The following is a 25,278-nucleotide window of genomic DNA, read 5'->3' on the forward strand; positions in this document are numbered from 1 at the left end:
AAGGAAGCGAATGTTCACAGAAGACCAGTCCGCCACCGTTGCCTTCCTCGCCGACCCGGAGACCCATGGTCTTGACCGGCCCGTCAGGACCATGGAGACGCATATTTCCCGCATCTTCCTGACGGGTGGTCGCGTCTATAAGCTCAAGCGGGCGGTCAAACTGCCCTATGTCGATTTCTCGACGCCGGAAATCCGGCTCAATGCCTGTGAACGCGAGGTGGAATTCAACAGTCCCGGTGCGCCGGGCCTCTATTGCGGGGTTCGCCGCATCACCCGCGAGCCGGACGGCACGCTCGTCTTCGATGGCACCGGCACACTCGTCGATGCGGTCGTCGAGATGGTCGAATTCGCTCAGGAGCAGCTGTTCGACCGCATGGCCGATCGCGGCGAACTGGATGCGCCGCTGATGGCCGACGTCGCCGAAATGATCGCCGATTATCATGGACGGGCGCCTGCGGTTCATACAGGTTCCGGATCGGCCAATGTCGCCGGCGTGCTCGCGATCAACGAGGCGGGTTTTGCCACCTCACATCTCTTCGAACCTTCGGCGGTTGCGCGCCTCAACGCCACCTTCCGGGCGGGACTGGCCCAGCATGCCGATCTCCTCGACCGGCGGGAGGCTGCCGGCCATGTCCGGCGTTGCCATGGCGATCTGCATCTGCGCAACATCTGCCGCATCGGCGATCGACCCTGCCTGTTCGACTGTATCGAATTCAACGACCAGATCGCCATCTGCGATACGCTCTATGATCTCGCCTTCCTGCTGATGGATCTCTGGCATCGCGGCATGCCCGATCTCGCCAACCGCGTCGCCAACCGCTATCTCGACCGGACCGGCGATGATGACGGTTTCGTTCTGCTCACCTATTTCATGGCCATGCGGTCGGCTGTCCGCGCTCATGTCACCGCCACCCAGATCGAGGAGGGCAGCCCGAACGCGGCGCTCGCCGCCGAGGCGAAAAGCTATTTCGCGCTCGCCGAAAGCCTGCTCTCGCCCGCCCATTCGCGCGCCATCGTTATCGGCGGTCTGAGCGGCAGTGGAAAATCCACCATCGCTGATCATCTGGCGCCGGAACTTTCCCCGCCGCCGGGTGCCCGCATCATCGAGAGCGACCGGCTGCGCAAGCGCCATTTCGGCGCGACGCCGGAAACACCGTTGCCGCCCGAAGCCTATCGCCCCGAAGTCTCGGTCGTGATCTATCATCAGATGATCGAGCGGCTGCTTCTGATTGCCGGCGCTGGCGGCAGTGTCATCGTTGATGCCGTCTATGACCGGCCGGAGACCCGTGCCGCGATCGCCGAAGCCGCGCGCGCTGCCAGCCTTGCGCCGCTCCTCGTCTGGCTCGATGCCGATCCGGAACGCCTCAGGGATCGTGTCCGCGCCCGCACTCGCGAGAGCACGGCATCGGATGCCGATACCGCCATTCTCGATCGCCAGCTCGATCATGATCCCGGAACGATCGACTGGCTCAGGATCGATGCGGCACAGCCGATCGCCGAGATTGTCGAAGAGCTCAAGAACCGCCTTCGCGCGCCGAAAGCTTGACGGAGGTCAAGGCGCGTTTCTCCGATCCTGCAATGATCAGGCGCGACGACAGGTCCTGCCGTCGATCAACCGAGGAGGGTGCCATGGAAGGAATGCTTCTGCCGCGCAATGCCTGGCTTCTGGTCTGTGATGGAGCCACGGCACGGATTTTTGCCAATGAGGGCAATGCCGACAAGCCTCGGCTTGGCCTGCATTTCGCCTTTGATGAAAAGCATGACTCTGCCCACGAGCTGGGGACCGATCGTCCCGGACGGCTTGTCGCACCGGGCGGCGGGCCGATCAGCGCCACCGAAGAAACCGACTGGCATGCAAAGGCAGAGGAAACCTTCCTCAAAAAGGTCGCCGCCGCGCTGGAAGATGCCATCAAGGGCGAGGAGGCGCGCGCGGTTCTGGTCATCGCTCCGCCGAAAGCTCTCGGTTTTCTTAGGGATTGTTATGGCGACAGGACCCGCAAGGCGCTTGCCGGCGAATGGGACAAGGATCTGACGGCACTTTCACCCGAGGCGCTTGCCGCACGCTTTGCCGGCTAGTCGAGACAGGATCGGCGGACTGCTTTCCGGTTGCCCGCCGGATGAACGTGAATACCGGCGTTGCTTTCCCGTGCCGATTGAACGAGCATGGCGGCAACGCCGTGAAAGGTTTCGAGAATGGACAACAAGCATAAATTCAACATCGGCTATTTTCTTTTTGCATTTCTGCTGCTCACCGGCTTCCAGCTCTGGTTCGCCTATCGCGATGTCGCCATCCTCTCCTATTCGGAACTGATGACCTATGCCGAGGAGGGCAAGATCGCCACCGTCACCATCACCGAAACCACGGTGGATGGCACCTTCAAGGCACCCGAGAACGGCAAGAACCACTTTCTCGCCAACCGTGTCGATCCGCAGATGGCGGATATCTTCGACAAAGCCGGCGTCAAGGTCACCGGTGCCACCGACAGCAACTGGCTGAGCACGGTCCTGTCCTGGGTGGTGCCGATCCTGATCTTCTTCGGCCTATGGGCCTTCCTGTTTCGCGGCATTGCCGAAAAGCAGGGCATGGGCGGGCTCGTCAATATCGGCAAGTCCAAGGCCAAGGTCTTCATGGAACGCAAGACCGGTGTCACCTTCGATGATGTCGCCGGCGTCGAGGAGGCGAAGACCGAACTCAAGGAAATCGTCTCCTTCCTCAAGGACAAGGACAAGTTCGGCCGGCTGGGCGCGCGCATCCCCAAGGGCATCCTGCTTGTGGGCCCGCCCGGCACCGGCAAGACGCTGATGGCGCGCGCGGTGGCCGGCGAGGCAGGCGTTCCCTTCTTCTCGATCTCCGGCTCCGAATTCGTTGAAATGTTCGTCGGCGTCGGTGCCGCCCGCGTCCGCGATCTCTTCCAGCAGGCCCGCGCCGCTGCCCCCTGCATCATCTTCATCGATGAACTCGATGCGCTCGGCCGCGCCCGCTCGCCCTTCGGCGGCTATGGCGGCAACGACGAGAAGGAACAGACGCTCAACCAGCTTCTGTCCGAACTCGACGGATTCGATCCGCGGGTCGGCATCGTGCTGCTCGGCGCCACCAACCGGCCGGAAGTGCTCGACCCGGCGCTCTTGCGCGCCGGCCGCTTCGACCGTCAGGTGGTGCTCGACCGTCCCGACAAATCCGGCCGCGAAGCCATCCTCAAGGTCCATCTCGCCAAGGTTGAGGTCGCCAAGACGGTCCGCACCGAGGAGATTGCGGCGATCACGCCCGGCTTTTCCGGCGCCGATCTTGCCAACCTTGTCAACGAGGCGGCAATCTTTGCCACCCGCCGTGGCGGCAACGATGTGACGATGGAGGATTTCACCCAGGCGGTCGAACGCATCGTCGCCGGGTCCGAGCGCCGCAGCCGGCTTCTGAAGCCGGAGGAGCGCAACCGCGTCGCCTATCACGAAATGGGCCATGCGCTGGTGGCCGCCGCGCTGAAGAGCGCCGATCCGGTCCACAAGATCTCGATTATCCCGCGCTCGATCGGTGCGCTCGGCTATACGATGCAGCGGCCGACCGAGGACCGTTTCCTCATCACCCGTGACGAGCTCAAGGATCGCATGGTGGTGCTGCTCGGCGGTCGTGCCGCCGAGGACGTGGTGTTCGGCGAAATTTCCACCGGCGCTTCCGACGATCTCGTGAAAGTCACCGACATTGCCCGCCAGTTGGTGACCCGCTTCGGCATGAGCGAGGTTCTGGGTCAGGCGGTGCTCGAACAGCAGGTCCAGCAATATCTCGGCGATGGTGTCGGCATGCCGCCGCGCAAGGATTATTCCGAAGCCACGGCCCGCGAGGTTGATCTTGCCGTCCGCGGACTGATCGACGAGGCCTATCAGCGCGCCAAGACCATGCTGTCCGCCCGCCGCGACGATCTCGATGCCGGTGCCAAAATCCTGCTCGAGAAGGAAACCATCACACCGGACGATTTCCCGTTGCTCAACGGCGTCCATGGTCCGGAAAAAGGTGCCGGCTGACCGATCAGGGGAAGCAATGTCCGCCAGCACAAACACAGAGCCGGGACCGGGCGGGCAGGGAAGCACACCGCTTCTCGATCCGGTCTCCGGCGCGCCGATCGACGGCACGCTTCCGAAAACGTCCAGCCGCCAGCTGCTGGTCGGCTGGGGGCTGGCGCTGCTGGCGGTCGCGGCCGTCGCCTCGCTCTTCCTGCATGTCGGCGATCTGCGGCTCTTCGCCGAACATCTGCGTTCCGCCAATCCCTTGTGGATCGCGGCGGCCTTTCTCTGCCAGGCGCTCACCTATCTCTGTGCCGCACTCGTCTGGCGCGGAACGCTCGACAAAGCCGGCGAGCCGCAACCGCTCGCAAGCCTCTTCAATCTGGCGCTTCTCGAACTCTTCGCCAATCAGGCGCTGCCCACCGGCGGCCTGTCGGGCTCGATTCTCGTTGTGCATGGGCTGGTGCGGCGCGGTGCGGATGCCGCCATTGCCACCACAGCACTTCTGGTCGCCTATATTTCCTATTATGCCGCCTATCTGCTGGTCGGTCTCGCAGCCTTCTTCCTGCTCTGGCATCTCGGCGATCTCGAGGGTCCCTGGCTGGTGCTGTTGTGGCTCTTCCTCGGCGTCGTGATCCTGCTTGCGCTCGGTCTCCTGGCAATCGCCTTCGATCGCGGTCGTTTTGTGCCGCGCGCCGTGCTCGGTTGGTCGCCCATTGCCCGCTTCGTGCGCATTCTCGCCCGTGTCCGCACCGAACTCCTTGTCGATCGCTCGGTGCTCGGTCAGGCCATTGTCTGGCAGGCGGCGATCTTTCTGCTCGATGCCGCAACGCTCTGGTGCGCCGCTGAAGCGGTGGGCGGCGACGGACCGCTGTCGATCCTGTTGCCTGCCACCTTCATCGCCTTCATGCTGGCCTCGATCACCGCCACGCTGACGCCGGTGCCGATGGGGCTCGGCACCTTCGAGGGTGTGGCGGCCGCCATGCTGCATTTTCTCGGCATGGGGCTTGAGGCAGCACTTGCCGCGACGCTGATCTTTCGCGGCCTCACACTCTGGCTGCCGATGCTGCCGGGATTGATCCTGATGCGCAGGGAGACAAGGGGATGATGATGAAAGCCATGGCGCTCTTTGCCACCGGCGAGCCGCTCAAGCCCGTCGAGCGACCCTTGCCAGAGCCGGCAGCGGGCGAGATCCGGGTCCGGGTCGAAGCCTGCGCCGTCTGTCGCACCGATCTGCATGTGGTGGATGGCGACCTGCCGGACATGCAGTTCCCGATCATTCCCGGCCACGAGATCGTCGGTCGCGTCGAGGCGGTCGGGGCGGGCGTGGATGCCGCCAGGATCGGAAAACGCGTCGGCATTCCCTGGCTCGGCCATACCTGCGGCCATTGTTCGCATTGCCTGCATGGCCGCGAAAATCTCTGCGATGCGCCGCTTTTCACCGGCTATACCCGCGATGGCGGCTTCGCCACCCATGTCGTGGCCGACAGCGACTTCGCCTTCGATCTCGACGAGGCCGCCGACCCGGTGGCGATCGCGCCGCTGCTCTGTGCCGGTCTTATCGGCTGGCGTTCGCTGCGCAAGGCCGGCGAGGGCCGTTCGATAGGTCTTTACGGCTTCGGCGCTGCCGCCCATATCATCGCCCAGGTCTGCCTGCATCAGGGCCGCTCCGTCTATGCCTTCACACGGGCAGGCGATCGCCAGGCGCAGGACTTTGCGCTCAGTCTCGGGGTCGATTGGGCCGGCGCTTCGGAAGAAAGGCCCCCGGTCGAACTCGATTGCGCCATCCTCTTCGCGCCAATCGGCGATCTGGTGCCGAAAGCGCTCAAGGCCGTGCGCAAGGGTGGCCGCGTCGTCTGTGGCGGCATTCACATGACCGATATACCCCAAATGCCCTATGCGGTTCTCTGGGGCGAGCGCGAACTGGTGAGCGTCGCCAACCTCACCCGCGCCGATGGCGAGGAATTCTTCCCCGCCGCAAAGGCGGCGCAGGTCACCACCCACACCGTTGCCTATCCGCTCGGCGACGCCAACCGGGCACTCGATGATCTCCGCAACGGCCGCATCTCCGGCGCTGCGGTGCTGGTGCCCTGATCGATCTCAATGCCGCAGGGTGCGGCGCGGCGCCGGGCGTTTCTGGCCGAAGCGATGGAAGAGATGCTTGGCCGCTTCCGAGGCGGCGAGATAGAGCAGGGTGATGAGGCCGAGCCCCGCGATCACCCAGACCGGCAGCGGCGTGAAGCCGAACCAGCCGGCGAAGGGCAGTGCCGGCAGGATGACGGCGATCAGGATCACGGCGGCTGTCAGCATCATCAGCAGCCGGCTTGGACGGCTCTGCCAGAAGGGGCGGGCGGTGCGCACCACCAGCACGATCAGCAGTTCGGTGATCAGGCTTTCGATGAACCAGGCGGTCTGGAAGGTCTGTTCGTTCGCTTTGACGATGAAGATCAGGAAGCCGAAGGTCAAAAAGTCGAAGGCCGAACTCACCAGCCCGAACAGCACCATGAAGCGGCGGATATAGCCGATATCCCAGCGGCGCGGCTTGAGCGCATCTTCCGGATCGACATTGTCGGTCGAGATCGCCAGCGACGGCAGGTCGGAGAGGAAGTTGTTGAGCAGGATCTGCTTGGCAAGCAGCGGCAGGAACGGCAGGAACAGCGAGGCGAAGGCCATCGAGATCATGTTGCCGAAATTCGCCGAGGTGGTGATCGAGATATATTTCATCGTGTTGGCGAAGGTCCGGCGCCCGTCATCCACCCCGCGCACCAGAACGCCGAGATCCTGTTTCAGCAGAATGATGTCGGCGGCCTCGCGGGCGACATCAACCGCACCCTCGACCGAAATGCCGATATCGGCCTCATGCAGCGCCGGCGCGTCGTTGATCCCGTCGCCCATGTAACCCACCACATGGCCATGGCTTTTGAGCGCACGGATGATCCGCTCCTTCTGGTTTGGATCGATCTCGACGAAGAGGTCCGTGCGCGGCGCCTTGTGAAACAGCGCCTCCTTGCTCAGAAGCTGGATTTCGGCTCCGGTCAGGATATGGTCGGAAGCAAGCCCGATCTCGTTGGCGAGATGTTTGGCAACGTAACGGTTGTCGCCGGAAATGACCTTGATGGCGATGCCGCGCCGGTGGAGTTCGGCGAGCGTGTCGCGCATGCCCTCCTTGGGCGGATCGAAGAACAGCAGGAACCCTTCGAGCACCATTGCCTGCTCGTCATCGTGGCTGAATTTGCCGTGCGAGGAGAACTGCCGGCTTGCGACCGCCAGCACCCGGAAGCCCTTTTCGCTCCAGGCGCGAAAGAGCACATCGATCGCCGCGCGCGCAGCCTCGTTGAGTGCCTGTTCGGCCCCGTTCTGGCGCAGCGTGGTGCAGCATTCCATCACCTGCGCCACCGCCCCCTTGGTGATCAGCGTCACCGCCGTCTCGCCCGGCCTCCGCACCGCCACCGACAGCCGCTTGCGAATGAAGTCGTAGGGCACCTCATCGACCTTTTCCCAACCCTCGACGGATCCCTTTTCAGCAGCGATCGCCTCGTCGAGCGGATTGGCCATGCCCGATTGCAGCGTCGCATTGAGCCGCGCATAGACGAGAACCTGATCGGAAGCGGTGCCGCCGGCATCGAAGGCGCCGTCGAGATGAATCACGCCCTTGGTCAGCGTGCCGGTCTTGTCGGTGCAGAGCAGATCCATGCTGCCGAGATTTTCGATCGCCTCGAGCCTGCGGATGATGACGCCGTTTTCGGCCAGCTTGCGGGCGCCGCGCGACAGCGTCACCGAAATGATCGCCGGCAGCAGTTCCGGCGTCAGCCCGACTGCGAGCGCGAGCGAAAACAGCAGGGAATCGATCAGCGGCCGTTCGAGGAGAAGGTTGAAGGCGAAGACGACGATCACGATCGCCAGCATCACCTCGGTCATCAGATAGCCGAAGCGGCGGATGCCGCGGGCAAAATCGGTTTCCGGCACCTGATGTTCGATCGCCCCGGCAATGGCGGCGAATTCGGTCGTGTCGCCGGTATGGACTGCCAGAACCTTTGCGGTGCCGCTGCGCACCGAGGTGCCAGTGAAGGTGACGTTGCTGCGCTTGCCGATCACGGCCTCGGCTTCCACCACGCCGGGGCTCTTGACGGCGGGGAAGGTTTCTCCGGTCAGCACCGCTTCCGAGACATTGAAATCGCTTGCGTCGAGAATGGCGCAATCGGCGGGAATGAGCGCGCCGGCGGATAGCATGACCACGTCGCCGGGCACGATCGTATCGGCATTGACCTCCTGCTCGCGTCCATCGCGGAGCACGGTCGCCTTGCGCGACAGCCGCTCGCGCAGCGCCTCCATGGCACGCGAGGCGCCATATTCCTGCGAGAAGCCGAGCAGACAGGAAACGACCACGATCATCATGATGATGATCGCCTCATGACTTTCGCCGACGCTGGCCGAGACGAGCGCGGCAAAGATCAGGATCAGCACCAGCGGGCTGCGAAACTGGGCGAGAAACAGTTTCAGCCCGCTATGCTCCTTGCGGTTGCCGATGCGGTTCGGTCCAAGAGCGGCAAGCCGTCGTGCAGCCTCCGCACTCTCGAGCCCGCCCGGACCGGATTTCAGTTCGGCAAGGAGGGCGGTCGCTGGCCGCGCCCAATAGGCATCCTTTGGCCGGTCCTCGGGCAGATGCGAAAGGCTGGGCATGTCCTGAAATCCTGAAATGAATGACTAGTCACAAATATTCTAGATGCCGTCGCCCTCGGATTCGAGGACGGCCGAAGGCGAGGGAGCTGCTTTGCGGGCGAGGAAACGACCGATCGCATATTGCGCGATGCCCCCCATGCCGAACAGCACGGCGAGCAGATTGACCAGCCAGCCGACGAAGGGAATGAAGTTGAGGAGCGCAAAGACGATGAGGCCGATCGCCAGCACAAGAAGCCGGACCGGAATGGTCGGTTGCGCCGGCTTGGCGAGCACCTTCGCCATCTGCCAGCTCACAGCATAGACGCCGATCAGGTAGCCGCCGGTCCAGAACAAGAGGATGGCGAGCAGGATGAACGGGATCAGGGGAATGCCGATCAGCGTCATGGCGACCAGTGGCACGAGCCCGATCAGTGCGGCCAGTCCGAGAATGCCGAAGCCGATGGCCTTGCCCGGTTCGCGAATGGCCGCCTCGCGCAGCTGATCGGTGAAGCGCGGCGAAAAATGCATGAACAGCCAGCCCAGCCCGACCAGGAAGGCGAGCGTGAAGACAAAGCCGAACAGGATGCCGAAGAAGGAGGGCCAGAGGTTGGGAATGGTCTGCCCGACGCCCTCGGTGACCACGGAGACCTGGCTCGGATGTTCGAGTTTGGTGAAGGACACCCGCTCGGGCGCAATCACCGTTGCGGGAATGGCAATCGGTTCCGGTGCCGAATAGCTGAGCTTGCCGTCGATCCGGGCATGGGGGCCGAAGGTTAGGGTGCCGGCGGTCAGTTGCGCATCGCCGCTTATGGCAGCATCGAGCGTCAGGTCGCCGGCAGCGGCCAGCAGGCTCCCCGCCACCGGCGCATCGACGACGATTGTGCCGCCGACAAGCCGGGCATTGCCGCCGACACTGGCCGCCTTCGACAGACGGATGTTGGCGCCGCTTGCCGACAGGTCCTCACCCACCGGCGCGCTGACCTTGACCGAAAAGCCGAGCGCATAGAGATCCGCACCGATCGGGGCGCCGATATCGACATCGAAACCGGTGGCATGGGCATCCTTGCCGACCTCGGCATCGACCACCACCGAAAAGCCGGCGAGCAACGCATCGCGGCCCGCTTCCTGGTCGAGTGTCGGGTCGGTCCCGGCGAGATAGGCATCCTGGCCGAAGGTGAAGGCCTCTTCGGCGATCGCCGGCCCTGTCACGAAGCTGACAGAAGCGGCAACGAGTATGGCGGCGAGTGACAGGCGCATCGGAACCTCCGGAATGAGGGGCTGGCATCTCGGTTTTCCGGCATTGTTATGCCGGCTTGCTGTCTGCATGATGACAGGCGCGCGCGCCCTGACATTGATCAGTGTCAAGGGCAAGCGCCGACGAGGCAGGCATGAAGGGCGAAAAAGGATGAAAACATGACGGTCAGAAATCTCGAATATGCCATCAATCCCCGTTCGGTCGCCATCATCGGCGCCTCTGCCCGCGAAGGCTCGGTCGGCGCCATGGTTCTGAGGAACATCATCGATGGCGGTTTTGAAGGCGAAATCTATCCGGTCAATCCCAAATATCCCGCCCTTTCCGGCAAGCCCTGCTATCCGTCGATCGCCGCTCTTCCGGAAGCGCCCGATTTTGCCGTCATCGTCACGCCGCCGAAAGCGGTGCCCGAAGTCGTCGCCGAACTCGGTGAGCGTGGTTGCCGCGCCGCCGTCGTCATCACCGCCGGTCTGACCAAGGCCAACGGCCTCAAGCAGGCCATGCTCGATGCCGCCAAGCCGCATCTCTTCCGCATCATCGGGCCCAACACGGTCGGTTTCATCCTGCCACCGCAGAAACTGAATGCTTCCTTCTCCCACATGCCGGCCCGGCCGGGCCGGATCGCGCTCCTGTCGCAATCGGGCGCTATCGTCACCTCGCTGATCGATTGGGCCGCCGACAAGGAGATCGGCTTTTCCAAGATCGTCTCGCTCGGCGACATGGCTGATGTCGATGTCGCCGACATGCTCGACATGCTGGCGGGCGATACCGAAACCAGCGCCATTGTCATGTATCTCGAATCGATCCCGCATCCGCGCAAGTTCATGTCGGCGGCGCGGGCAGCCGCGCGCGTCAAGCCTGTCATCGCCATCAAGCCCGGCCGTCATGCCGCCGCCGCTGCGGCCGCCGCCACCCATACCGGTGCGCTGTCGGGTGCCGACCGCGTGGTCGATGCCGCGCTGAGACGGGCCGGTATCCTGCGCGTGAAGGAACTTGACGAACTGTTCGTGGCCACCGAAACCGTCGCCCGCTTTGCGCCGGTGGCGCGGGCGCGCACGGCCATCGTCACCAATGGCGGCGGCGCCGGCGTGCTCGCCGTCGACCGGCTGATGGACTGGAAGGGCGAACTGGCGCCGATCTCACCCGAAACCATCGCCGCCCTCGACGCGCAGCTGCCGGACAACTGGTCTCGCGCCAACCCGCTCGACATCATCGGCGACGCGCCGCCCGAACGCTACCGCGCCGCCGTCGAGGCAGCGGCAGCCGATCCCGGCAGCGATGTCGTGCTGGTGATGAATTGCCCCACCGCCCTTGCGTCCCCGGTCGAGGCTGCGCGCGAAGTGGCAGCGCTCGCAAAGAAAGGCGCCATCAACGGCAAGCCGGTGCTGGCCTGCTGGCTCGGCGAGCATACCGCCAAGGAAGGGCGCCATCTCCTGCAGGAGGCAGGCATCGCCTCCTATGAAACACCATCGAAGGCCGCCGATGCCATCGCCTATCTGTCGGACTGGTCACGCGCCCAACAGCAGCTGATGCGGGTTCCCAAGAGCATCATGGAAGAACATGAAAGCGCCTTTCAGGTGGTGCGCGATCTTCTGCGCCTCGCCGCCGCCGAAGGCCGCACGATGTTGACCGAGCCGGAAGCCAAGGCGGCGATTGCCGCCTATGGCATCGCGGTACCCGAGACGGCGGTAGCAACGACGCCCGCCGAAGCCGGGACGATCGCGGCCAGCCTACTCGAAAAGAATGCCCGCATCGCTGTCAAGCTCATGAGCCGTACCCTCACGCACAAATCCGATGTTGGCGGCGTCGTGCTCAATATCGCCACGGCTGAAGCGGCGCGCCAGGCCTGCGAAGGCATCCGCGACCGGCTTTCAGCACTCGGCAAGGAAGCCGAGATCGACGGCTATTCGGTGCAGGCCATGGTCATCCGACCGAAAGCCCACGAACTCATTCTCGGCACCAGCCGCGATCCGATCTTCGGCCCGATCATGCTGTTCGGCGCCGGTGGCACGGCTGTGGAGGTGATGGACGATACGGCCATCGGCCTGCCGCCGATCGATGACGTGCTCGCGGGCGATCTCATCGACCAGACCCGCATCGGTCGCCTGCTGGCCGGATACCGCGACCGGCCGCCGGCAGACCGGGCGGGTATCATCGCGGCGCTGACGGCGCTGTCGCGCATGCTGGTCGATTTTCCCGCCATCCGCGGCCTCGACATCAATCCGCTTCTCGCCGACCAGACCGGCGTCATCGCGCTCGATGCCCGCATCGAGATCGACCCGGCCCGTGTCGAGGAGAAGGGCCCCAATCCCGATCTCGCCATCCGCCCCTATCCGTCGGGCTGGGAGAGCGATATCGACCTTACGGGCCATTCCTACCATATCCGGCCGATCCAGCCGTCGGATGTCGAACTCTATCCGGATTTCCTCGCCCGCGTTTCGCCGGAGGATATCCGCCTGCGCTTCCTCACGCCGCGCAAGAGTTTCCCCGACCAGATGCTGAAGCGCCTGACCCAGCTCGATTACGATCGTGAGATCGCCTTCGTCGCGCTGACTAAGGAAAGTGGCGAACTGGCCGGCATCGGTCGCCTCAATGCCGATCCCGATCACGAAGTGGCCGAATATGCGCTTCTGGTGCGCACGGATCTGCAGGGCCACGGGCTCGGCTGGGCGCTGCTCAAGCAGCTGGTCGACTATGCCGTCAAGGAAGGATTGCGGCGGATCGAAGGGCTGATCCTCGCCGAAAATGTGCGCATGCTGGCCATGTGCGAGGAGTTCGGCTTCCAGATCCGGCCGCATCCCCAGGATCCGACGACCCGCATTGCAACCCTCGATCTCAAGCTTTGAGACGAGCGGCCCTGCAGTTAGCGGAATATTCACCCTGAACCCGCACGATTGCACGTGGCGGGTTCATGGGCAGCGACATCGGTTGCAAGCTGAAACATTACCATCAGGGTCTTGTTTTAGCCATGGAAGCCTGCCACATCAGGCGGTGGTCAATTCCGGCCGCCGCAAACGGGTCGTGCGATGCGCAGTCTCTATCTCCTGCTTGGATGGTTTTTCGTCGGTCTCGGCGTTGTCGGCATCGTGCTGCCGGTTCTGCCCACCACGCCATTCATTCTGGTGGCGGCCGGCTTCTTCGCCAAGGGCTCGCCGCGTGCCGAGCGCTGGCTTATGGAACATCCCGTCTTCGGCGAACCGCTCGCCGCCTGGCGCGAGCGCGGCGCCATTCCCACCTATGCCAAGGTGCTGGCCGTCTCCATGATGTCGCTGAGTTTCGGCGCCATCCTTCTGGGTGGTGTCATGCCGCTCTGGGCAACGATCATTCTGGGCGGCCTGCTGCTCGCCTGCGCCTTCTATGTCATCAGCCGCCCGGCGGCGTGAAACGAGCCTGCTGGCAGTCTATCTGTGCATAGCATCGATGGCGCCGCTCTCGGGCAAGACATCGCGCAGCTCCCGTCTGCGATAGGATGTTGAGGGCGGGTGTCTCGACCTTGTTCTCAGAGCCTTGTAACCATATCCTTGGCGAATGACCGTAACCCTGCTCGACCTGCCAGACGGATGGTGCTCACTGGAGTTCGACCCTTCGGATATTCCATCCTTGGCGTCGGCCATTCGCAATCGCTATGGCGTGCCCAAGCAGGAAGAGCATCCGACCTATATCCGCTACTGGTTCGGTGGCTGCAGTTTCGTCTATTATAACCAATGGGACGACCCTTGCCTGATTTCCAATTCGGCGGAGGGCACTGCCATCCTCAAGATCATCCATGATGCGCTGAACAGCCCGGCCGAATAAAGCGCTCGCCGTGATCGGGTGAAACAGCGTCGGAGCTTCCGTTCCCGTCATCACGGATGCCAAATGTCGACGGACCCGTAATCCGGCCGATTCCCGGAGCGCCTGGAAACGCCTCCCATTGGCATCCCCATGAAAAATCCATCCTGTCTTGATTTGGGCACGGTCCGATGGCAGGAACGCCAGGCGCATCCTGGATGCGGAAGGTGTAGGGATCTGGGGTGTGTGATGATCGGTGGAAACGGGACTTTGCCGGCGCTGCGGCTTCTTTTGCTTCTCGCTCTCCTGCCTTTGCTGCCCGCCTGCGCCTCGCGGCTGGGGCCGGAAGCGCTCGCGACCGTCAGACCGGAGCCGGGCCAGAAGCAGGTTGGTGTCTATGTCGTCACCACGCGCACCCGGCTTGATGGCCATTCGAACGCCTTCGACACCGGAAAATCGCTCGACAGCAATTTCGCCGCCTATACGATTTCCGTGCCGCCGGGTCACAAGCCTGCGCAGGTCGAGTGGAAAAGCGGCAAGCCCAACCCGGAAAAATCCTTCACAGTCGCAGCCCAGCAGTCCTTGAGCCGCGAGCAGTTCCGCAAGGATATGGCACGTCAGAAGCTGGTCGGCGTCTTCGTGCATGGCTACAATTTCAACTTCCAGGAATCGCTCTTCCGCATGGCGCAGATGACGGCGGATGCCGATCTTCCCGGAACGCCGATCCTGTTCTCCTGGCCCTCGCAGGGTGCGCTCGCCGGCTATGTCGCCGACAAGGAAGCCGCCACCTATTCGCGCGATTACCTCGCCGATCTGCTCATCGATCTGACCAGGGGCCGCGGCCGTGGCGAGGTGGTGGTGATGGCCCATTCGATGGGCGGCTGGCTGACGGTGGAAACGCTGCGGCAGTTGCGTCTGCAGGGGCGTGACGATGTATTGTCGCGGCTCACGGTCATTCTAGCGGCACCCGATATCGATGCCGATGTCTTCCGCACCCAGATCGCGGTGATCGGCCGCATGGATCCGCCGATGACGATCCTGACCTCGAGCGACGACCGGGCGCTGCTCGCCGCCCGTTACATCAATGCCTCGACCCAGCGCATCGGCGCTCTCAATGTTGCCGATCCGGCCGTGCGCGAGGCGGCAGTCAGGGCCGGCATCCAGCTCATCGATATTTCCGGGGTCGACAATCCCGATGACAGCAACCATAACCGCTATGCCTCGATGGGCCAGCTCTATCCGGCGCTGGTCGCCTCCAACCGCAAGGCGTCGCTGGGGCAGGCGGGTGCCTTCGTCTTCGATGCGGCGGGCAGGACCATTTCGAGCCCGTTCCGCATCGTCTCCAACGTTCTGTCGCGATAGCCTGGTCAGAAAGCGGTCAGGCCGCCATCGACGTGCAGGGTCTGGCCGGTCATGAAACTGTTGGCCGGGTTGGCGGCAAACATCACGGCTGTCACCACTTCCTCGACCTCGGCGAGCCGGCGCATCGGAATGCCGCGCACGAGATCGGTCGCATTGTCGTCGCCATCGTCGAGAATGTTCTGAACCATCGCCGTGCGGGCAAAGGACGGGCAGATGGCATTGATGCGGATGCCGCGCCGCGCATATTCGATCGATGCCGACCGGGTGAGGCCGACGACCGCATGTTTGGAGGCGGCATAGATCGAACCGCCCGGCGCCCCGACCACGCCGGCCACCGATGCCATGTTGATGATGACGCCGCCCTTGCCGCCCGCGCGGAACTGCGCCTCCATCACCGGCAACTGCGCCTTCATCGCATAGAAGACACCGAGCGTATTGACCGCAATCACCAGCCGCGCCTCATCGGAATCGATCTCGGCCAGCTTGGTCGGACGGTAAGCGATGCCGGCATTGTTGAAGGCGATGTCGAGCCGGCCGAACCGGTCGAGCGCCAGCTTGACGAGCGCTTCCGACAAGACCTCGTCCTCGATCCGCCCGGCCAGCGTCGCCACCCGGTCAGCTGAAAATTCGCCTGCGAGAGCGGCAAGCGCCTCTTCATTGAGATCGGACAGCACGAGATTGGCGCCCTCGGCATAGAAACGTCGGGCGCTGGCCGCGCCGAAGCCGCCTGAGGCGCCGGTAACCAGCACGGTCGTTCCCGAATGGGTTCCGCTCATCTTACTCTCCCTTTTCGATGAGGTTGCGAGCCATGCGCGCCAGAAGCGGCACTGCCGCCACCAGTTGCGCGCCGCGCTCGGGATCGGAGGCATTGCCGTCGGCGATGCGCTTGACGATGCCCTGGATGATCGCCGCCAGCCGGAAGAACGAGAAGGCGAGGCAGAAGACCCAGTTGTCGACGCCCTCGAGGCCGCGCCGCTCACACCAGTCGCGCACATAGTCCTGTTCGGATGGAATGCCGAGGGCGGCGCGATCCATGCCGCCGAGACCCCGGAAACCGCTCGCATGCGGCAGCCGCCATTGCATGCATTGATAGGCGAGATCGGCGAGCGGATGGCCGAGCGTGGAGAGTTCCCAGTCGAGCAACGCCAGGATCTCGGTGCCGTCGCGCGAGAACATCATGTTGTCGAGCCGGAAATCGCCATGCACCAGCGAAACGGCGCCGTCATCCGCGGGCTGGTTCTGTTCGAGCCAGTCGATCAGCCAGTCGACATCCGCGAGCTTGACCGTTTCGCTGGCGCGATACTGTTTCGACCAGCGGTCGATCTGGCGGGTGAAATAGTTGCCCGGCTTGCCATAATCGGACAGGCCGACGGAAACCGGATCGATATCGTGCAGGCGGGCGAGGACGCGGTTCATGTTGTCGTAGATCGCCCGCCGTTCGTCCACCGACACCTCTGGAACCGCCGGATCCCAGAAGATGCGGCCATCGATGTGCGACATGACGAAGAACATGCGGCCGATCGAGGAGTCTTCCGGCGAGAGATAAAGCATCTCGGGAACCGGAACGCCGGTTCCCTTCAGGGCCTTCATTACCCGATATTCGCGGTCCACCTGGTGGGCGCTCTTGAGCAGGGTGCCGGGCGGTTTCGAACGTAGCACATATCTGCCGCTCGCCGCTTCCAGAAGATAGGTCGGGTTGGATTGCCCGCCCTTGAACTTGGTGATGGTCTCGAGTCCCCGGAACCCGTCGATCGCGCCTTCGAGTTCGCGCCCGAGCGCGGCACGATCAAGCTCCAGCGATGCCTTCTGTGCCTCGCTCATGGCCGTCCTCCCTCTTGGCTGATGTCAATGTTCGTCGAACAGGCCGCCCGGATAGTTGGCATGCAGCCCGCCATCGAGATGCAGGATCTGGCCCGTCACGTAGGAGCCGCCATGACCGCAGAGGAAGAGCGCTGCAGCAGCAATGTCATCCGGCAGGCCGATGCGGCCGAGCGGCACACCCTTGCCGATCTTCGCGGCCTTTTCATCCGTGCCGGTCGCAAATGCTGTCATCTTGCTCTGGAACGGCCCCGGCGCAAACGCATTGACGGTGACGTTGCGGCCGGCGAGCGTGTTGGCGAGAATCTGGGTGAGGTGATGCACCGCCGCCTTCGAGGTCGAATAGGAATAGGTCGGGTCGGTCATCGGCGTCGAGCCCATCACCGAACCGAGATTGACGACGCGGCTCGGATCGCCCGGCTTGCCGGAGGCTTCCAGCATCGGCAACAGTTCGCGCGTCAGCGTGAAGAGGCCGGTGACGTTGATGTTCATCACCTTTTCCCAGGCGCCCCAGGGAAAGCTCTCCATCGGTGCGCCCCAGGTGACCCCGGCATTGTTGAAGAGAATGTCGAGCCGCTCGGTGCGTGCCTTGACCGCCGCCACCAGATCCTTGACGCCCTGTTCGCTGGACACGTCGCCGCCGAACCCTTCCGCCGTGCCGGTTGAGCCAAGCGCGTTGAGTTCGGCTGCCACCGCTTCGCAATCGGCTGCCTTGCGCGAGGCGATCAGCACCCGGGCGCCGGCCTGGACAAGGGCTGTGGCGATCATGCGGCCGATGCCGGTGGCGCCGCCGGTCACAAGGGCCGTCTTGCCTTCAAGCGAATAGAGCCGTGCCAGAAAGGCGTTCATGGTCTCGTTCATAGGGTCCTCCCGATCGTCGGCTTTCGATGCCGATTGACAACATACCGAATAGTATGTTCATTGATGGCAACTCGTAAAGAGGGGGGGCGGATTTTTCCGGATGTTTTGCAATCCCCTCGACGGCAGCTGCGGCAGGGCGTGATGCAAGAGACAGCAACGACAAAGGTTTCCCGCTATCGGCGCCAGCCGGATGCCGGTCTGTCGCGCATGGAGATCCTCGAAGGAGCGGCGCGATCCTTTCAGGAGCGCGGATTCGCCGGCACCTCGATCGATGATGTCGCCGCCCGCATCCGCTCCACCAAGGGCCGGATCTACCATCACTACAGTTCCAAGGCCGAGCTGTTCTTCGATGTCTATCGCGCCGGCATGGAAATGAACGTCGCTGCCATCGAACCCTGCCTTTCGGCACCCGGTCCGGCAGACCAGCGGCTTCATGCCATGCTGCGCGCCCATGTCCGTTCGATGATCGAGACCCAGGCATTCCAGCGCGTGGTCTGGGAGGGCGTGGAAATGTTGCGCCAGAACGCGCTGCCGGAACCGGAACATGCGCAGCTCGGCGAGCTGGCCGAATTGCGCCATGCCTATGCCGAACGGTTCCGTCTGGTGATGGAGGCCGCGCGCGCTGAGGGGTTTCTCGCGTTCCAGCATTCGAGCATCGCGCTCAACACGGCCTTCATGGCGGTGAACGGACCGGTCTTCTGGTATCGGCCGCGCGAGGGACAGAGCGCCGAAGAGATCGAAAAAATCGTGGATGAATGCGCGCTCTATGCGATGCGCGCTCTCGGATGGACGAAGGACAGGGAGGTTTACGCTGATGCCGAAGGGCAATGACAACAAGGATATGGCGCTCGGGATGACCGAGCGGCTGAAACCCATTCATGCCGCTGTCTGCGCCATGGTGCGCGACGAGATCATTCCGCTCGATGAGGAATTCCTCTCCGAAGTCGGCAAGGCCGGCAGCCGCTTCGTCTATACCGCCCGCCAGACGGAAATTCTCGAAGGGCTGAAGGCCAAGGCGCGCGAGCGCGGCCTGTGGAATTTCTGGCTCACCCATTCCGATCGCGGTTACGGCCTGTCGACGGTCGAATATGCCTATCTGGCCGAGGAAATGGGCAAGTCGCATCTGGCGGCGGAAGTGTTCAACTGCTCGGCTCCCGATACCGGCAACATGGAAGTGCTGGAACGCTACGGCACGGAAGCGCAGAAGGAGGCCTGGCTGAAGCCGCTGCTCGCCGGCGAAATCCGCTCCGCCTATCTGATGACCGAGCCGGGCGAAGCCTCGTCAGACGCCACCAACATTTCCATGAGCTGCGTCCGCGATGGCGATCATTATGTGCTCAATGGCGAAAAATGGTGGTCGTCGGGTGCGGGCGATCCGCGCTGCAAGATCTATATCGTCATGGTGCGCACGCCCACCGAGGGCAAGAAGCATGAGCAGCATTCGATGATCCTCGTGCCGGCCGGCACACCGGGCGTCGAGGTGCTGCGCGCCATGGAAGTCTATGGTGACGACGATGCGCCGCATGGCCATATGCATATCGCCTTCAACAATGTCCGCGTTCCGGTGGACAATCTCATTCTCGGCGAGGGCAGGGGCTTCGAGATCTCGCAAGGGCGCCTCGGTCCGGGCCGCATCCACCATTGCATGCGCGCCATCGGGCATGCCGAACTGGCGCTCGAACTGCTCTGCAAGCGCTCGCTCGCCCGCGAAGCCTTCGGCAAGAAGCTCGCCCAGCTCGGCGCCAATTTCGACATCATCGCCGAAGCGCGCATGGATATCGAAATGACCCGGCTTCTGTGCCTCAAAGCCGCCTGGATGATGGATCAGGGCGATGCCAAGGCTGCCGCCCCCTGGATCAGCCAGATCAAGGTGGCCGCCCCGCGCATGGCGCTCAAGATCATCGACGAGGCGGTGCAGATGCATGGCGGCGCCGGCATCAGCCAGGAAACGCCGCTCGCCCGTATGTGGAAACATGTCCGCACCCTCAGGCTGGCCGATGGGCCCGATGCGGTTCATCGCCGTCAGGTCGCCCGCCAGGAACTGTCACGCTATCTGAACGGAAAAGTCTGATGAAAGCCATTCTCTGCAAGTCCTATGGGCCGATCGCCGGCCTTTCGCTCGAAGAGGTCGCCGACCCGGCTCCGGGTCCGAACGATGTGCTGGTGCGGGCCGAGGCCATGGGCGTCAATTATCCGGACGGGCTCATCGTCCAGGGCCTCTATCAGGCCAAGCCGGAACTGCCCTTCATTCCCGGCTTCGAAATGGCCGGGACCATCGAGGCGGTCGGTGCCGAGGTCAAGCGGCTCAAGGTGGGCGACAGGGTTGCCTATTTTGCCTCCACCGGCGGTTATGCGGAACTCGGGATCGCGCCGGAACGGAACTGCATTCCCTTGCCCGCCGGCATGCCGGCCGATGATGCCTGCGCGCTTCTGTGCGCCTTTGGCACCTCCCATCATGCGCTGCGCCAGCGCGGCCGCCTGAAGGAAGGCGAAATCCTCGTCGTCGCCGGTGCTGCCGGCGCCACCGGCCTTGCGGCCGTGCAGATCGGCAAGGCACTCGGCGCGACGGTGATTGCGATCGCCTCCAGCGACGACAAGCGCAAGGTGGCGCTCGAAGCCGGCGCCGATCATGCGATCGGTTACGACAATCTGCGCGATGAACTCAAGGCGCTCACCGGCAAGCGGGGCATTGATGTCGTCTTCGATCCGGTCGGTGGCGATCTGTTCGATACGCTCGTGCGCCTGATGGGTCGCTATGGCCGCTACCTCGTCGTCGGTTTTGCCGCCGGGCGCATTCCGGCCCTGCCGGCCAATCTGGCGTTGGTGAAGGAATTCGATCTGGTCGGCGTCTTCTGGGGCAGTTTCACCGCCCATGAACCGGCCACCTATGCGGCCAACATGCAGGAACTGTTCGGCTGGTACCAGTCGGGCGCCGTCAAACCGAAGATCGACGGGCGCCATCCGCTTTCGGATGCCGTTCCCGTGCTCGAACGCATCATGGCGCGCGGCGCCGTCGGAAAGTATGTCCTGCACCCATAGGTGGAGGAGACTGGTCGGCGAGTGATTGCCGACCCTTTTTCCCGCGACGGCGATAGGCGTCCGTCGTCTGAACCAAAATCTCCGGCCGGAGCGAATTTCGGGCGGATTTTGGTGCGTTTGCTACAATTGCGCGAAAATTAAAACCGAAAATTGTTTTAGTGGGTCGACTATGTCCGCTTGACAACATACCGAGTAGTATGTCCTACTCTCATCGACAGCAGGGAGCCGGTTGCATATCGGACATGGGAGGATGCTGATCGATGTCGATTTCGACGCCGCGCGGCTCGGAGGAGGGCCTGCATGAAATCCTGCGCGTTGCTGCGCATTGTTTCATGGAACGAGGCTATGCCGAAACCAGTATTGATGATGTGGCGCGCCGTCTCGGCAGCACCAAGGGCCGCATCTATCACTTCTTCGCCTCCAAGGCCGATCTCTTCTTTGCCGTCGCGGAAGAGGGGATGGACCGCAATTTCGCAGCGATCGGACCCTATCTCGACGCGGCGGGACGGGCGATGGACCGGCTGAAATCGATGGCGCTCGCCCATACGATGTCGATGATCGAGAACCGCGCCTATCAGCGTTCGGTCTGGGAAGGGGTGGCCATTCACCTGCGTGGTGCCACTACGCCCGAGCAACGCGACCGGCTCGCCGCACTGATCGCCTATCGCGACAGCTATTCGGACCGGTTTCGTGCGGCGCTCAAGGCGGCCAAGGAGGAGGGAGACCTGCAGTTCAAGGATGCCGGTATCGCCTTGCAGCTGATGTTCCTGGCGCTCAATTCGCCGATCTTCTGGTACTCGCCGCGCCATGGCGAGACAGTGGAGGACAGGCTCAATCTGGCGCAGCAATGTGTCGAATTCGCCCTGAGGGGGCTTGGCGCCCCGGCGGCAATGGCAGGCATGACGATGTAACGGAACGGAGGACAGGGGCGAAAACGCCCGCGAAAACCGGAGAGCGAAAGCTCGGGCTTTGGGAGGGGCCTTGGTTTGGATACTTTGCAGCTTTTGATCAGCGGCCTTGCGAACGGCTGCGTCTATGGCCTGATCGCGCTCGGCTTCGTGCTGATCTACAAGGCCACCGAAGCGGTGAATTTCGCCCAGGGCGATTTCATGATGTTCGGTGCCTTCATCACGCTCAGCCTCACCAATTCCGGCCATATGGGCCTGCCGTTCTGGCTTGCGGTGCCGATGGCCATCGCCATCATGGCACTGGTCGGCTTCCTGCTCGAAGTGGTGGTCATCCGCCGCATGTTCGGCCAGTCGCAGATCGCCGTCGTCATTCTCACGATTGCCATCGGCTTCGTCGCCCGCTTCCTCGCCGGCGTCATCTGGGGCCATGAACCGCAATCGCTCGAAAGCCCCTTTGCCGGCATGGATGTACGGATCGGCGGCCTCGTGCTCGGTTTCGACGAGATCGCCACCATCATCGTCACGCTGCTGCTCACCGGCGGCCTCTATCTCTTCTTCGCCCGCACCCGGCTCGGCGTCGCCATGCAGGCGGCCTCGCAGAACCAGCTTGCAGCCTATTACATGGGCATCCCGGTCAAGCGGGTCCATTCCATGGTCTGGGCGCTGTCAGGCGCGGTTGCCACCGTCGCCGGCATCCTCTTTGCCGCCAAGGGCTCGATCGATCCCTCGACCGGCCTGCTCGGCATCAAGGCCTCGGCTGCGGCCGTCATCGGCGGTTTCGGCAGCCTGCCCGGCGCGCTTCTCGGCGGTCTGGTGATCGGCCTCATCGAGCCCTTGTCCTCGCGCTACATCGCCGCCGGCGTGTCGCAGGTCATGCCCTATCTCATTCTCGTGCTGGTGCTGATCCTCAGGCCGCACGGCATCCTGTCCCAGGTCAAGGCGAAGAAGGTGTAACCATGCGGATCGTCTTCAAACGCTCGTACGAGGCCGATATCCGCCTCTTCAAACATGGGGCCCAGGCCTTCTGGTATGGATTGCTTCTCGCCGCAGCCATGGCCTTGCCCTTCCTGCTCGGCGATTTCATGGTCGGCGAAGCGACCAATGTGCTGATCTGGGCCGTTGGCGGCCTTGGCCTGATGCTGCTCGTCGGCCAGTCGGGGCAGGCGAGCCTCGGCCATGCCGCATTCCTGGCGATCGGCGCCTATGCCTGCGTTCTCCTGCAGACGCTGCTCAATGTGCCCTTCATCCTCGCCTTTCCGCTTTCAGGCATCATCACCGGCCTGGTCGGCGCGCTCTTTGCGCTGCCGGTCACCCGCCTGCACGGCATCTATCTTGCCATCGCCACGCTCGCCGTCTCGGTGATGATGGAGGATGTGATCGTTCTCTCCGAACCGCTGACCGGCGGCGTCAACGGCCTCTTCGCCCCCGATATCGAAATCTTCGGCATCGGCTTCAACCGTTACTCCAATCCGGCCGGCCTCTACTGGCTGGTGCTCGGCATCTGCGTGCTGCTGGTGATCGGCTACCGTAATATCCTGCGGTCGCCGCTTGGACGCGCCTTTGCCGCCGTGCGCGATTCCGAAATCTCGGCCCAGGCGATGGGCATCAACGTGGCCGCCACCAAGGCGCTCGCCTTCGGCCTCTCGACGGCGATCACCGGGCTCGGCGGCGCGCTGATGGGCCATTTCGCCTCGGTGTTCAACCATGAGACTTTCAACATCGTCATCTCGATCAACCTGCTGCTGATGATCGTCATCGGCGGGCTGGGCTCGATCCACGGCGCCTTTCTGGGGGCGATGGTGATCGGCCTGCTGCCGCAGGCGATCGCCTTTTCCCGCGATCATCTGACGGCCACCTTCGGGCTTGATTCCATCGCCATTCCGGGGCTCGAGGCCGGCGTCTTCGGCCTGATCCTGATCGGCTTCATCCTCTTCGAGCCCTACGGCATCTATGGCCGCTGGCTGAAGATCCGCACCTATCTCGAACTCTTTCCCTTCTATCGGCGCGACATGTTCCGCCGCCAGAAGAGCTATCTCAAGACGGAGCGCATCCGATGAGCCTTCTCGAACTCAAAAATGTCACGCTCAAGTTCGGTGGTCTCACCGCGGTCAACGATGTCTCCTTTGCGGTCGAGGAAGGCGAGGTCTTCGCCCTCGTCGGTCCGAACGGGGCGGGAAAATCGACGATCTTCAACATGATCTCGCGCTTCTATACGCCCTTTTCCGGCGATATCCTGTTCCAGGGCCGGACGATCCTCGACCGGCCGCCGCACGAGATCGCCGGCCTCGGCATCGCCCGAACTTTCCAGAATATCGAACTGTTTGAACAGGCAAGCGTGTTGCAGAACCTGCTGGCCGGCCGCCATACCCATCGTCGTTCGAATTTCCTCACCGAACTTCTCTTCACGCCCTTCGTGCGGCGCGAGGAACACCGCCATCGCGAAGCGGTCGAGCATGTCATCGATTTTCTCGACCTGCAGGCCTATCGCGACAAGACCATCGCCGGTCTGCCCTATGGCGTCCGCAAGGTGGTGGAAATGGGCCGCGCGCTGTCGATCGCACCGAAGCTGCTGCTGCTCGATGAGCCGGCTTCGGGCCTGTCGGTTGAGGAAACCCAGGATGTCGCCTTCTGGATCGAGGATATCAAGAAGGTGCTCGGCATCACGGTGCTGATGGTCGAGCATGACATGCATCTGGTTTCCAGCGTCTGCGATCGGGTTCTGGCGCTTGCCAACGGACGCCAGATCGCGCTCGGCACCCCGCATGAGGTGCAGACCCATCCGGCCGTCATCGAGGCCTATCTCGGATCGGACGACAAGGAGGAAGCGGCATGACCCAGCCCGTTCTTCGGATCGAAAATCTCGAAAGCTACTATGGGCCGATCATGGCCATTCGCGGCGTCAGCCTCGAAGTGCATGAGGGCCAGATCGTTACCGTGCTCGGCGCCAACGGTGCCGGCAAGACGACGCTGATGAAGACCATTTCCGGCGTCATGGATCCGGAAAAGGGCACCGTCCGCCTCAATGGCGAGGAGATCCAGGGGCTGGAACCCGATGCGGTGGTGCGCAAGGGCGTGGTCCATGTGCCGGAAGGCCGCGAGATCTTTCCGCTTCTGTCGGTCGAGGACAATCTCAAGATGGGCGCCTATACGCGGCCCGATCGCGAGGGCATCGCCTCCGATATCGACATGGTCTACAGCTATTTCCCCATCCTCAAGGAACGCTACAAGCAGGATGCCGGAACGCTTTCGGGCGGTCAGCAGCAGATGCTGGCGATCGGTCGCGGCCTGATGGCGCGACCCAAGATCATGCTGTTCGACGAGCCGAGCCTGGGGTTGAGCCCGCTTCTGGTCAAGGAAATCTTCGCCATCATCCGCCGCCTCAACCGCGATCAGAAGGTGACGATGCTGCTCGTCGAGCAGAATGCCAGGATCGCGCTCGATGCCGCCCATTACGGCTATGTGCTGGAACTCGGCCGCATTGTCATGGAGGGCGATGCCGCAAAGCTCGCCGCCTCGCGCGACATTCAGGAATTCTATCTCGGCGTCCGCGAAGAGGGCCAGCGCGGCCAGCGGCGCTGGAAACAGCGCAAGACCTGGCGATGAGGGAGGGGA

The 25,278-nt window shown here is 63.3% G+C and carries 22 protein-coding genes; 17 read left to right on the top strand and 5 right to left on the bottom strand.

The features are described 5' to 3' along the window. The first annotated feature begins 10 nt into the window (after window positions 1-10). The 5 genes from Q4481_RS03355 to Q4481_RS03375 all read left to right on the top strand — a co-directional run bounded on the left by Q4481_RS03355 (window position 11) and on the right by Q4481_RS03375 (window position 6,090). On the top strand, window positions 11-1,546 hold the full coding sequence (locus Q4481_RS03355) for a bifunctional aminoglycoside phosphotransferase/ATP-binding protein (RefSeq protein ID WP_304374869.1): 1,536 nt from the start codon (window positions 11-13) through the stop codon (window positions 1,544-1,546). 83 nt (window positions 1,547-1,629) lie between these two features. Continuing rightward, window positions 1,630-2,076 carry a host attachment protein gene (locus tag Q4481_RS03360; protein ID WP_304374870.1) on the top strand — a complete coding sequence of 149 codons (447 nt, stop codon included), beginning with the start codon at window positions 1,630-1,632 and terminating at the stop codon, window positions 2,074-2,076. Window positions 2,077-2,193: 117 nt separating this feature from the next. Continuing rightward, window positions 2,194-4,017: an ATP-dependent zinc metalloprotease FtsH gene (ftsH, locus tag Q4481_RS03365; RefSeq protein WP_304374871.1), complete on the top strand. Its 1,824-nt coding sequence runs from the start codon at window positions 2,194-2,196 to the stop codon at window positions 4,015-4,017. Window positions 4,018-4,033: 16 nt separating this feature from the next. Further along, window positions 4,034-5,104: a lysylphosphatidylglycerol synthase transmembrane domain-containing protein gene (locus Q4481_RS03370; protein ID WP_304374872.1), complete on the top strand. Its 1,071-nt coding sequence runs from the start codon at window positions 4,034-4,036 to the stop codon at window positions 5,102-5,104. Between the two features lie 2 nt (window positions 5,105-5,106). Then, entirely contained in the window at window positions 5,107-6,090 is a 984-nt protein-coding gene (locus Q4481_RS03375; RefSeq protein WP_304374919.1) for a zinc-dependent alcohol dehydrogenase family protein, read from the top strand. 6 nt (window positions 6,091-6,096) lie between these two features. On the opposite strand, the gene mgtA is transcribed toward Q4481_RS03375, so the two are convergent. Together mgtA and Q4481_RS03385 are read right to left on the bottom strand one after the other, a co-directional pair. Then, window positions 6,097-8,676, bottom strand: a complete 2,580-nt coding sequence (mgtA, locus tag Q4481_RS03380; protein ID WP_304374873.1) for a magnesium-translocating P-type ATPase — start codon at window positions 8,674-8,676, stop codon at window positions 6,097-6,099. Between the two features lie 39 nt (window positions 8,677-8,715). After that, window positions 8,716-9,912, bottom strand: a complete 1,197-nt coding sequence (locus Q4481_RS03385) for a DUF8173 domain-containing protein (protein WP_304374874.1) — start codon at window positions 9,910-9,912, stop codon at window positions 8,716-8,718. Between the two features lie 156 nt (window positions 9,913-10,068). On the opposite strand from Q4481_RS03385, the gene Q4481_RS03390 reads away from it, so the two are divergent. The 4 genes from Q4481_RS03390 to Q4481_RS03405 all read left to right on the top strand — a co-directional run bounded on the left by Q4481_RS03390 (window position 10,069) and on the right by Q4481_RS03405 (window position 15,040). After that, window positions 10,069-12,753, top strand: a complete 2,685-nt coding sequence (locus tag Q4481_RS03390; protein WP_304374875.1) for a bifunctional acetate--CoA ligase family protein/GNAT family N-acetyltransferase — start codon at window positions 10,069-10,071, stop codon at window positions 12,751-12,753. A gap of 180 nt (window positions 12,754-12,933) precedes the next feature. Next, window positions 12,934-13,290, top strand: a complete 357-nt coding sequence (locus tag Q4481_RS03395) for a YbaN family protein (protein WP_304374876.1) — start codon at window positions 12,934-12,936, stop codon at window positions 13,288-13,290. 217 nt (window positions 13,291-13,507) lie between these two features. Further along, entirely contained in the window at window positions 13,508-13,702 is a 195-nt protein-coding gene (locus Q4481_RS03400) for a hypothetical protein (protein ID WP_304374877.1), read from the top strand. 225 nt (window positions 13,703-13,927) lie between these two features. Next, window positions 13,928-15,040 (top strand): alpha/beta hydrolase, encoded by a 1,113-nt coding sequence (locus Q4481_RS03405; protein ID WP_304374878.1) that lies wholly within the window; start codon window positions 13,928-13,930, stop codon window positions 15,038-15,040. Between the two features lie 5 nt (window positions 15,041-15,045). Here Q4481_RS03405 and Q4481_RS03410 read toward each other — a convergent pair whose 3' ends face one another. From Q4481_RS03410 to Q4481_RS03420, 3 genes are read right to left on the bottom strand one after another with little or no spacing between them, the layout of a single operon-like run. Beyond that, window positions 15,046-15,816 (bottom strand): SDR family NAD(P)-dependent oxidoreductase, encoded by a 771-nt coding sequence (locus Q4481_RS03410; RefSeq protein WP_304374879.1) that lies wholly within the window; start codon window positions 15,814-15,816, stop codon window positions 15,046-15,048. 1 nt (window position 15,817) lies between these two features. Next, entirely contained in the window at window positions 15,818-16,861 is a 1,044-nt protein-coding gene (locus tag Q4481_RS03415; protein ID WP_304374880.1) for a phosphotransferase family protein, read from the bottom strand. Window positions 16,862-16,885: 24 nt separating this feature from the next. Next, entirely contained in the window at window positions 16,886-17,719 is an 834-nt protein-coding gene (locus Q4481_RS03420) for an SDR family oxidoreductase (RefSeq protein WP_304374881.1), read from the bottom strand. 141 nt (window positions 17,720-17,860) lie between these two features. Between Q4481_RS03420 and Q4481_RS03425 the strand changes: the two genes are divergently transcribed. The 8 genes from Q4481_RS03425 (at window position 17,861) to Q4481_RS03460 (ending at window position 25,269) form a co-directional block, all read left to right on the top strand. Then, window positions 17,861-18,550 (top strand): TetR/AcrR family transcriptional regulator, encoded by a 690-nt coding sequence (locus Q4481_RS03425; protein WP_304374882.1) that lies wholly within the window; start codon window positions 17,861-17,863, stop codon window positions 18,548-18,550. 10 nt (window positions 18,551-18,560) lie between these two features. Beyond that, window positions 18,561-19,790: an acyl-CoA dehydrogenase family protein gene (locus Q4481_RS03430; RefSeq protein WP_304374920.1), complete on the top strand. Its 1,230-nt coding sequence runs from the start codon at window positions 18,561-18,563 to the stop codon at window positions 19,788-19,790. Continuing rightward, on the top strand, window positions 19,790-20,758 hold the full coding sequence (locus tag Q4481_RS03435) for an NADPH:quinone oxidoreductase family protein (protein ID WP_304374883.1): 969 nt from the start codon (window positions 19,790-19,792) through the stop codon (window positions 20,756-20,758). The genes Q4481_RS03430 and Q4481_RS03435 overlap by 1 nt, the downstream gene beginning before the upstream one ends. Before the next feature lie 260 nt (window positions 20,759-21,018). Next, window positions 21,019-21,669 carry a TetR family transcriptional regulator gene (locus Q4481_RS03440; RefSeq protein ID WP_304374884.1) on the top strand — a complete coding sequence of 217 codons (651 nt, stop codon included), beginning with the start codon at window positions 21,019-21,021 and terminating at the stop codon, window positions 21,667-21,669. 75 nt (window positions 21,670-21,744) lie between these two features. Further along, window positions 21,745-22,620, top strand: a complete 876-nt coding sequence (locus Q4481_RS03445) for a branched-chain amino acid ABC transporter permease (protein ID WP_304374885.1) — start codon at window positions 21,745-21,747, stop codon at window positions 22,618-22,620. Window positions 22,621-22,622: 2 nt separating this feature from the next. After that, window positions 22,623-23,723: a branched-chain amino acid ABC transporter permease gene (locus tag Q4481_RS03450; RefSeq protein ID WP_304374886.1), complete on the top strand. Its 1,101-nt coding sequence runs from the start codon at window positions 22,623-22,625 to the stop codon at window positions 23,721-23,723. Then, on the top strand, window positions 23,720-24,499 hold the full coding sequence (locus Q4481_RS03455; protein WP_304374887.1) for an ABC transporter ATP-binding protein: 780 nt from the start codon (window positions 23,720-23,722) through the stop codon (window positions 24,497-24,499). The genes Q4481_RS03450 and Q4481_RS03455 overlap by 4 nt, the downstream gene beginning before the upstream one ends. Next, on the top strand, window positions 24,496-25,269 hold the full coding sequence (locus tag Q4481_RS03460) for an ABC transporter ATP-binding protein (RefSeq protein WP_304374888.1): 774 nt from the start codon (window positions 24,496-24,498) through the stop codon (window positions 25,267-25,269). Before Q4481_RS03455 ends, Q4481_RS03460 begins: the two co-directional genes overlap by 4 nt. Window positions 25,270-25,278 lie beyond the last annotated feature (9 nt).

Source organism: Fluviirhizobium alvei (assembly GCF_030551875.1).
In the GTDB taxonomy this organism is placed as follows: domain Bacteria; phylum Pseudomonadota; class Alphaproteobacteria; order Rhizobiales; family Rhizobiaceae; genus Rhizobium_E; species Rhizobium_E alvei.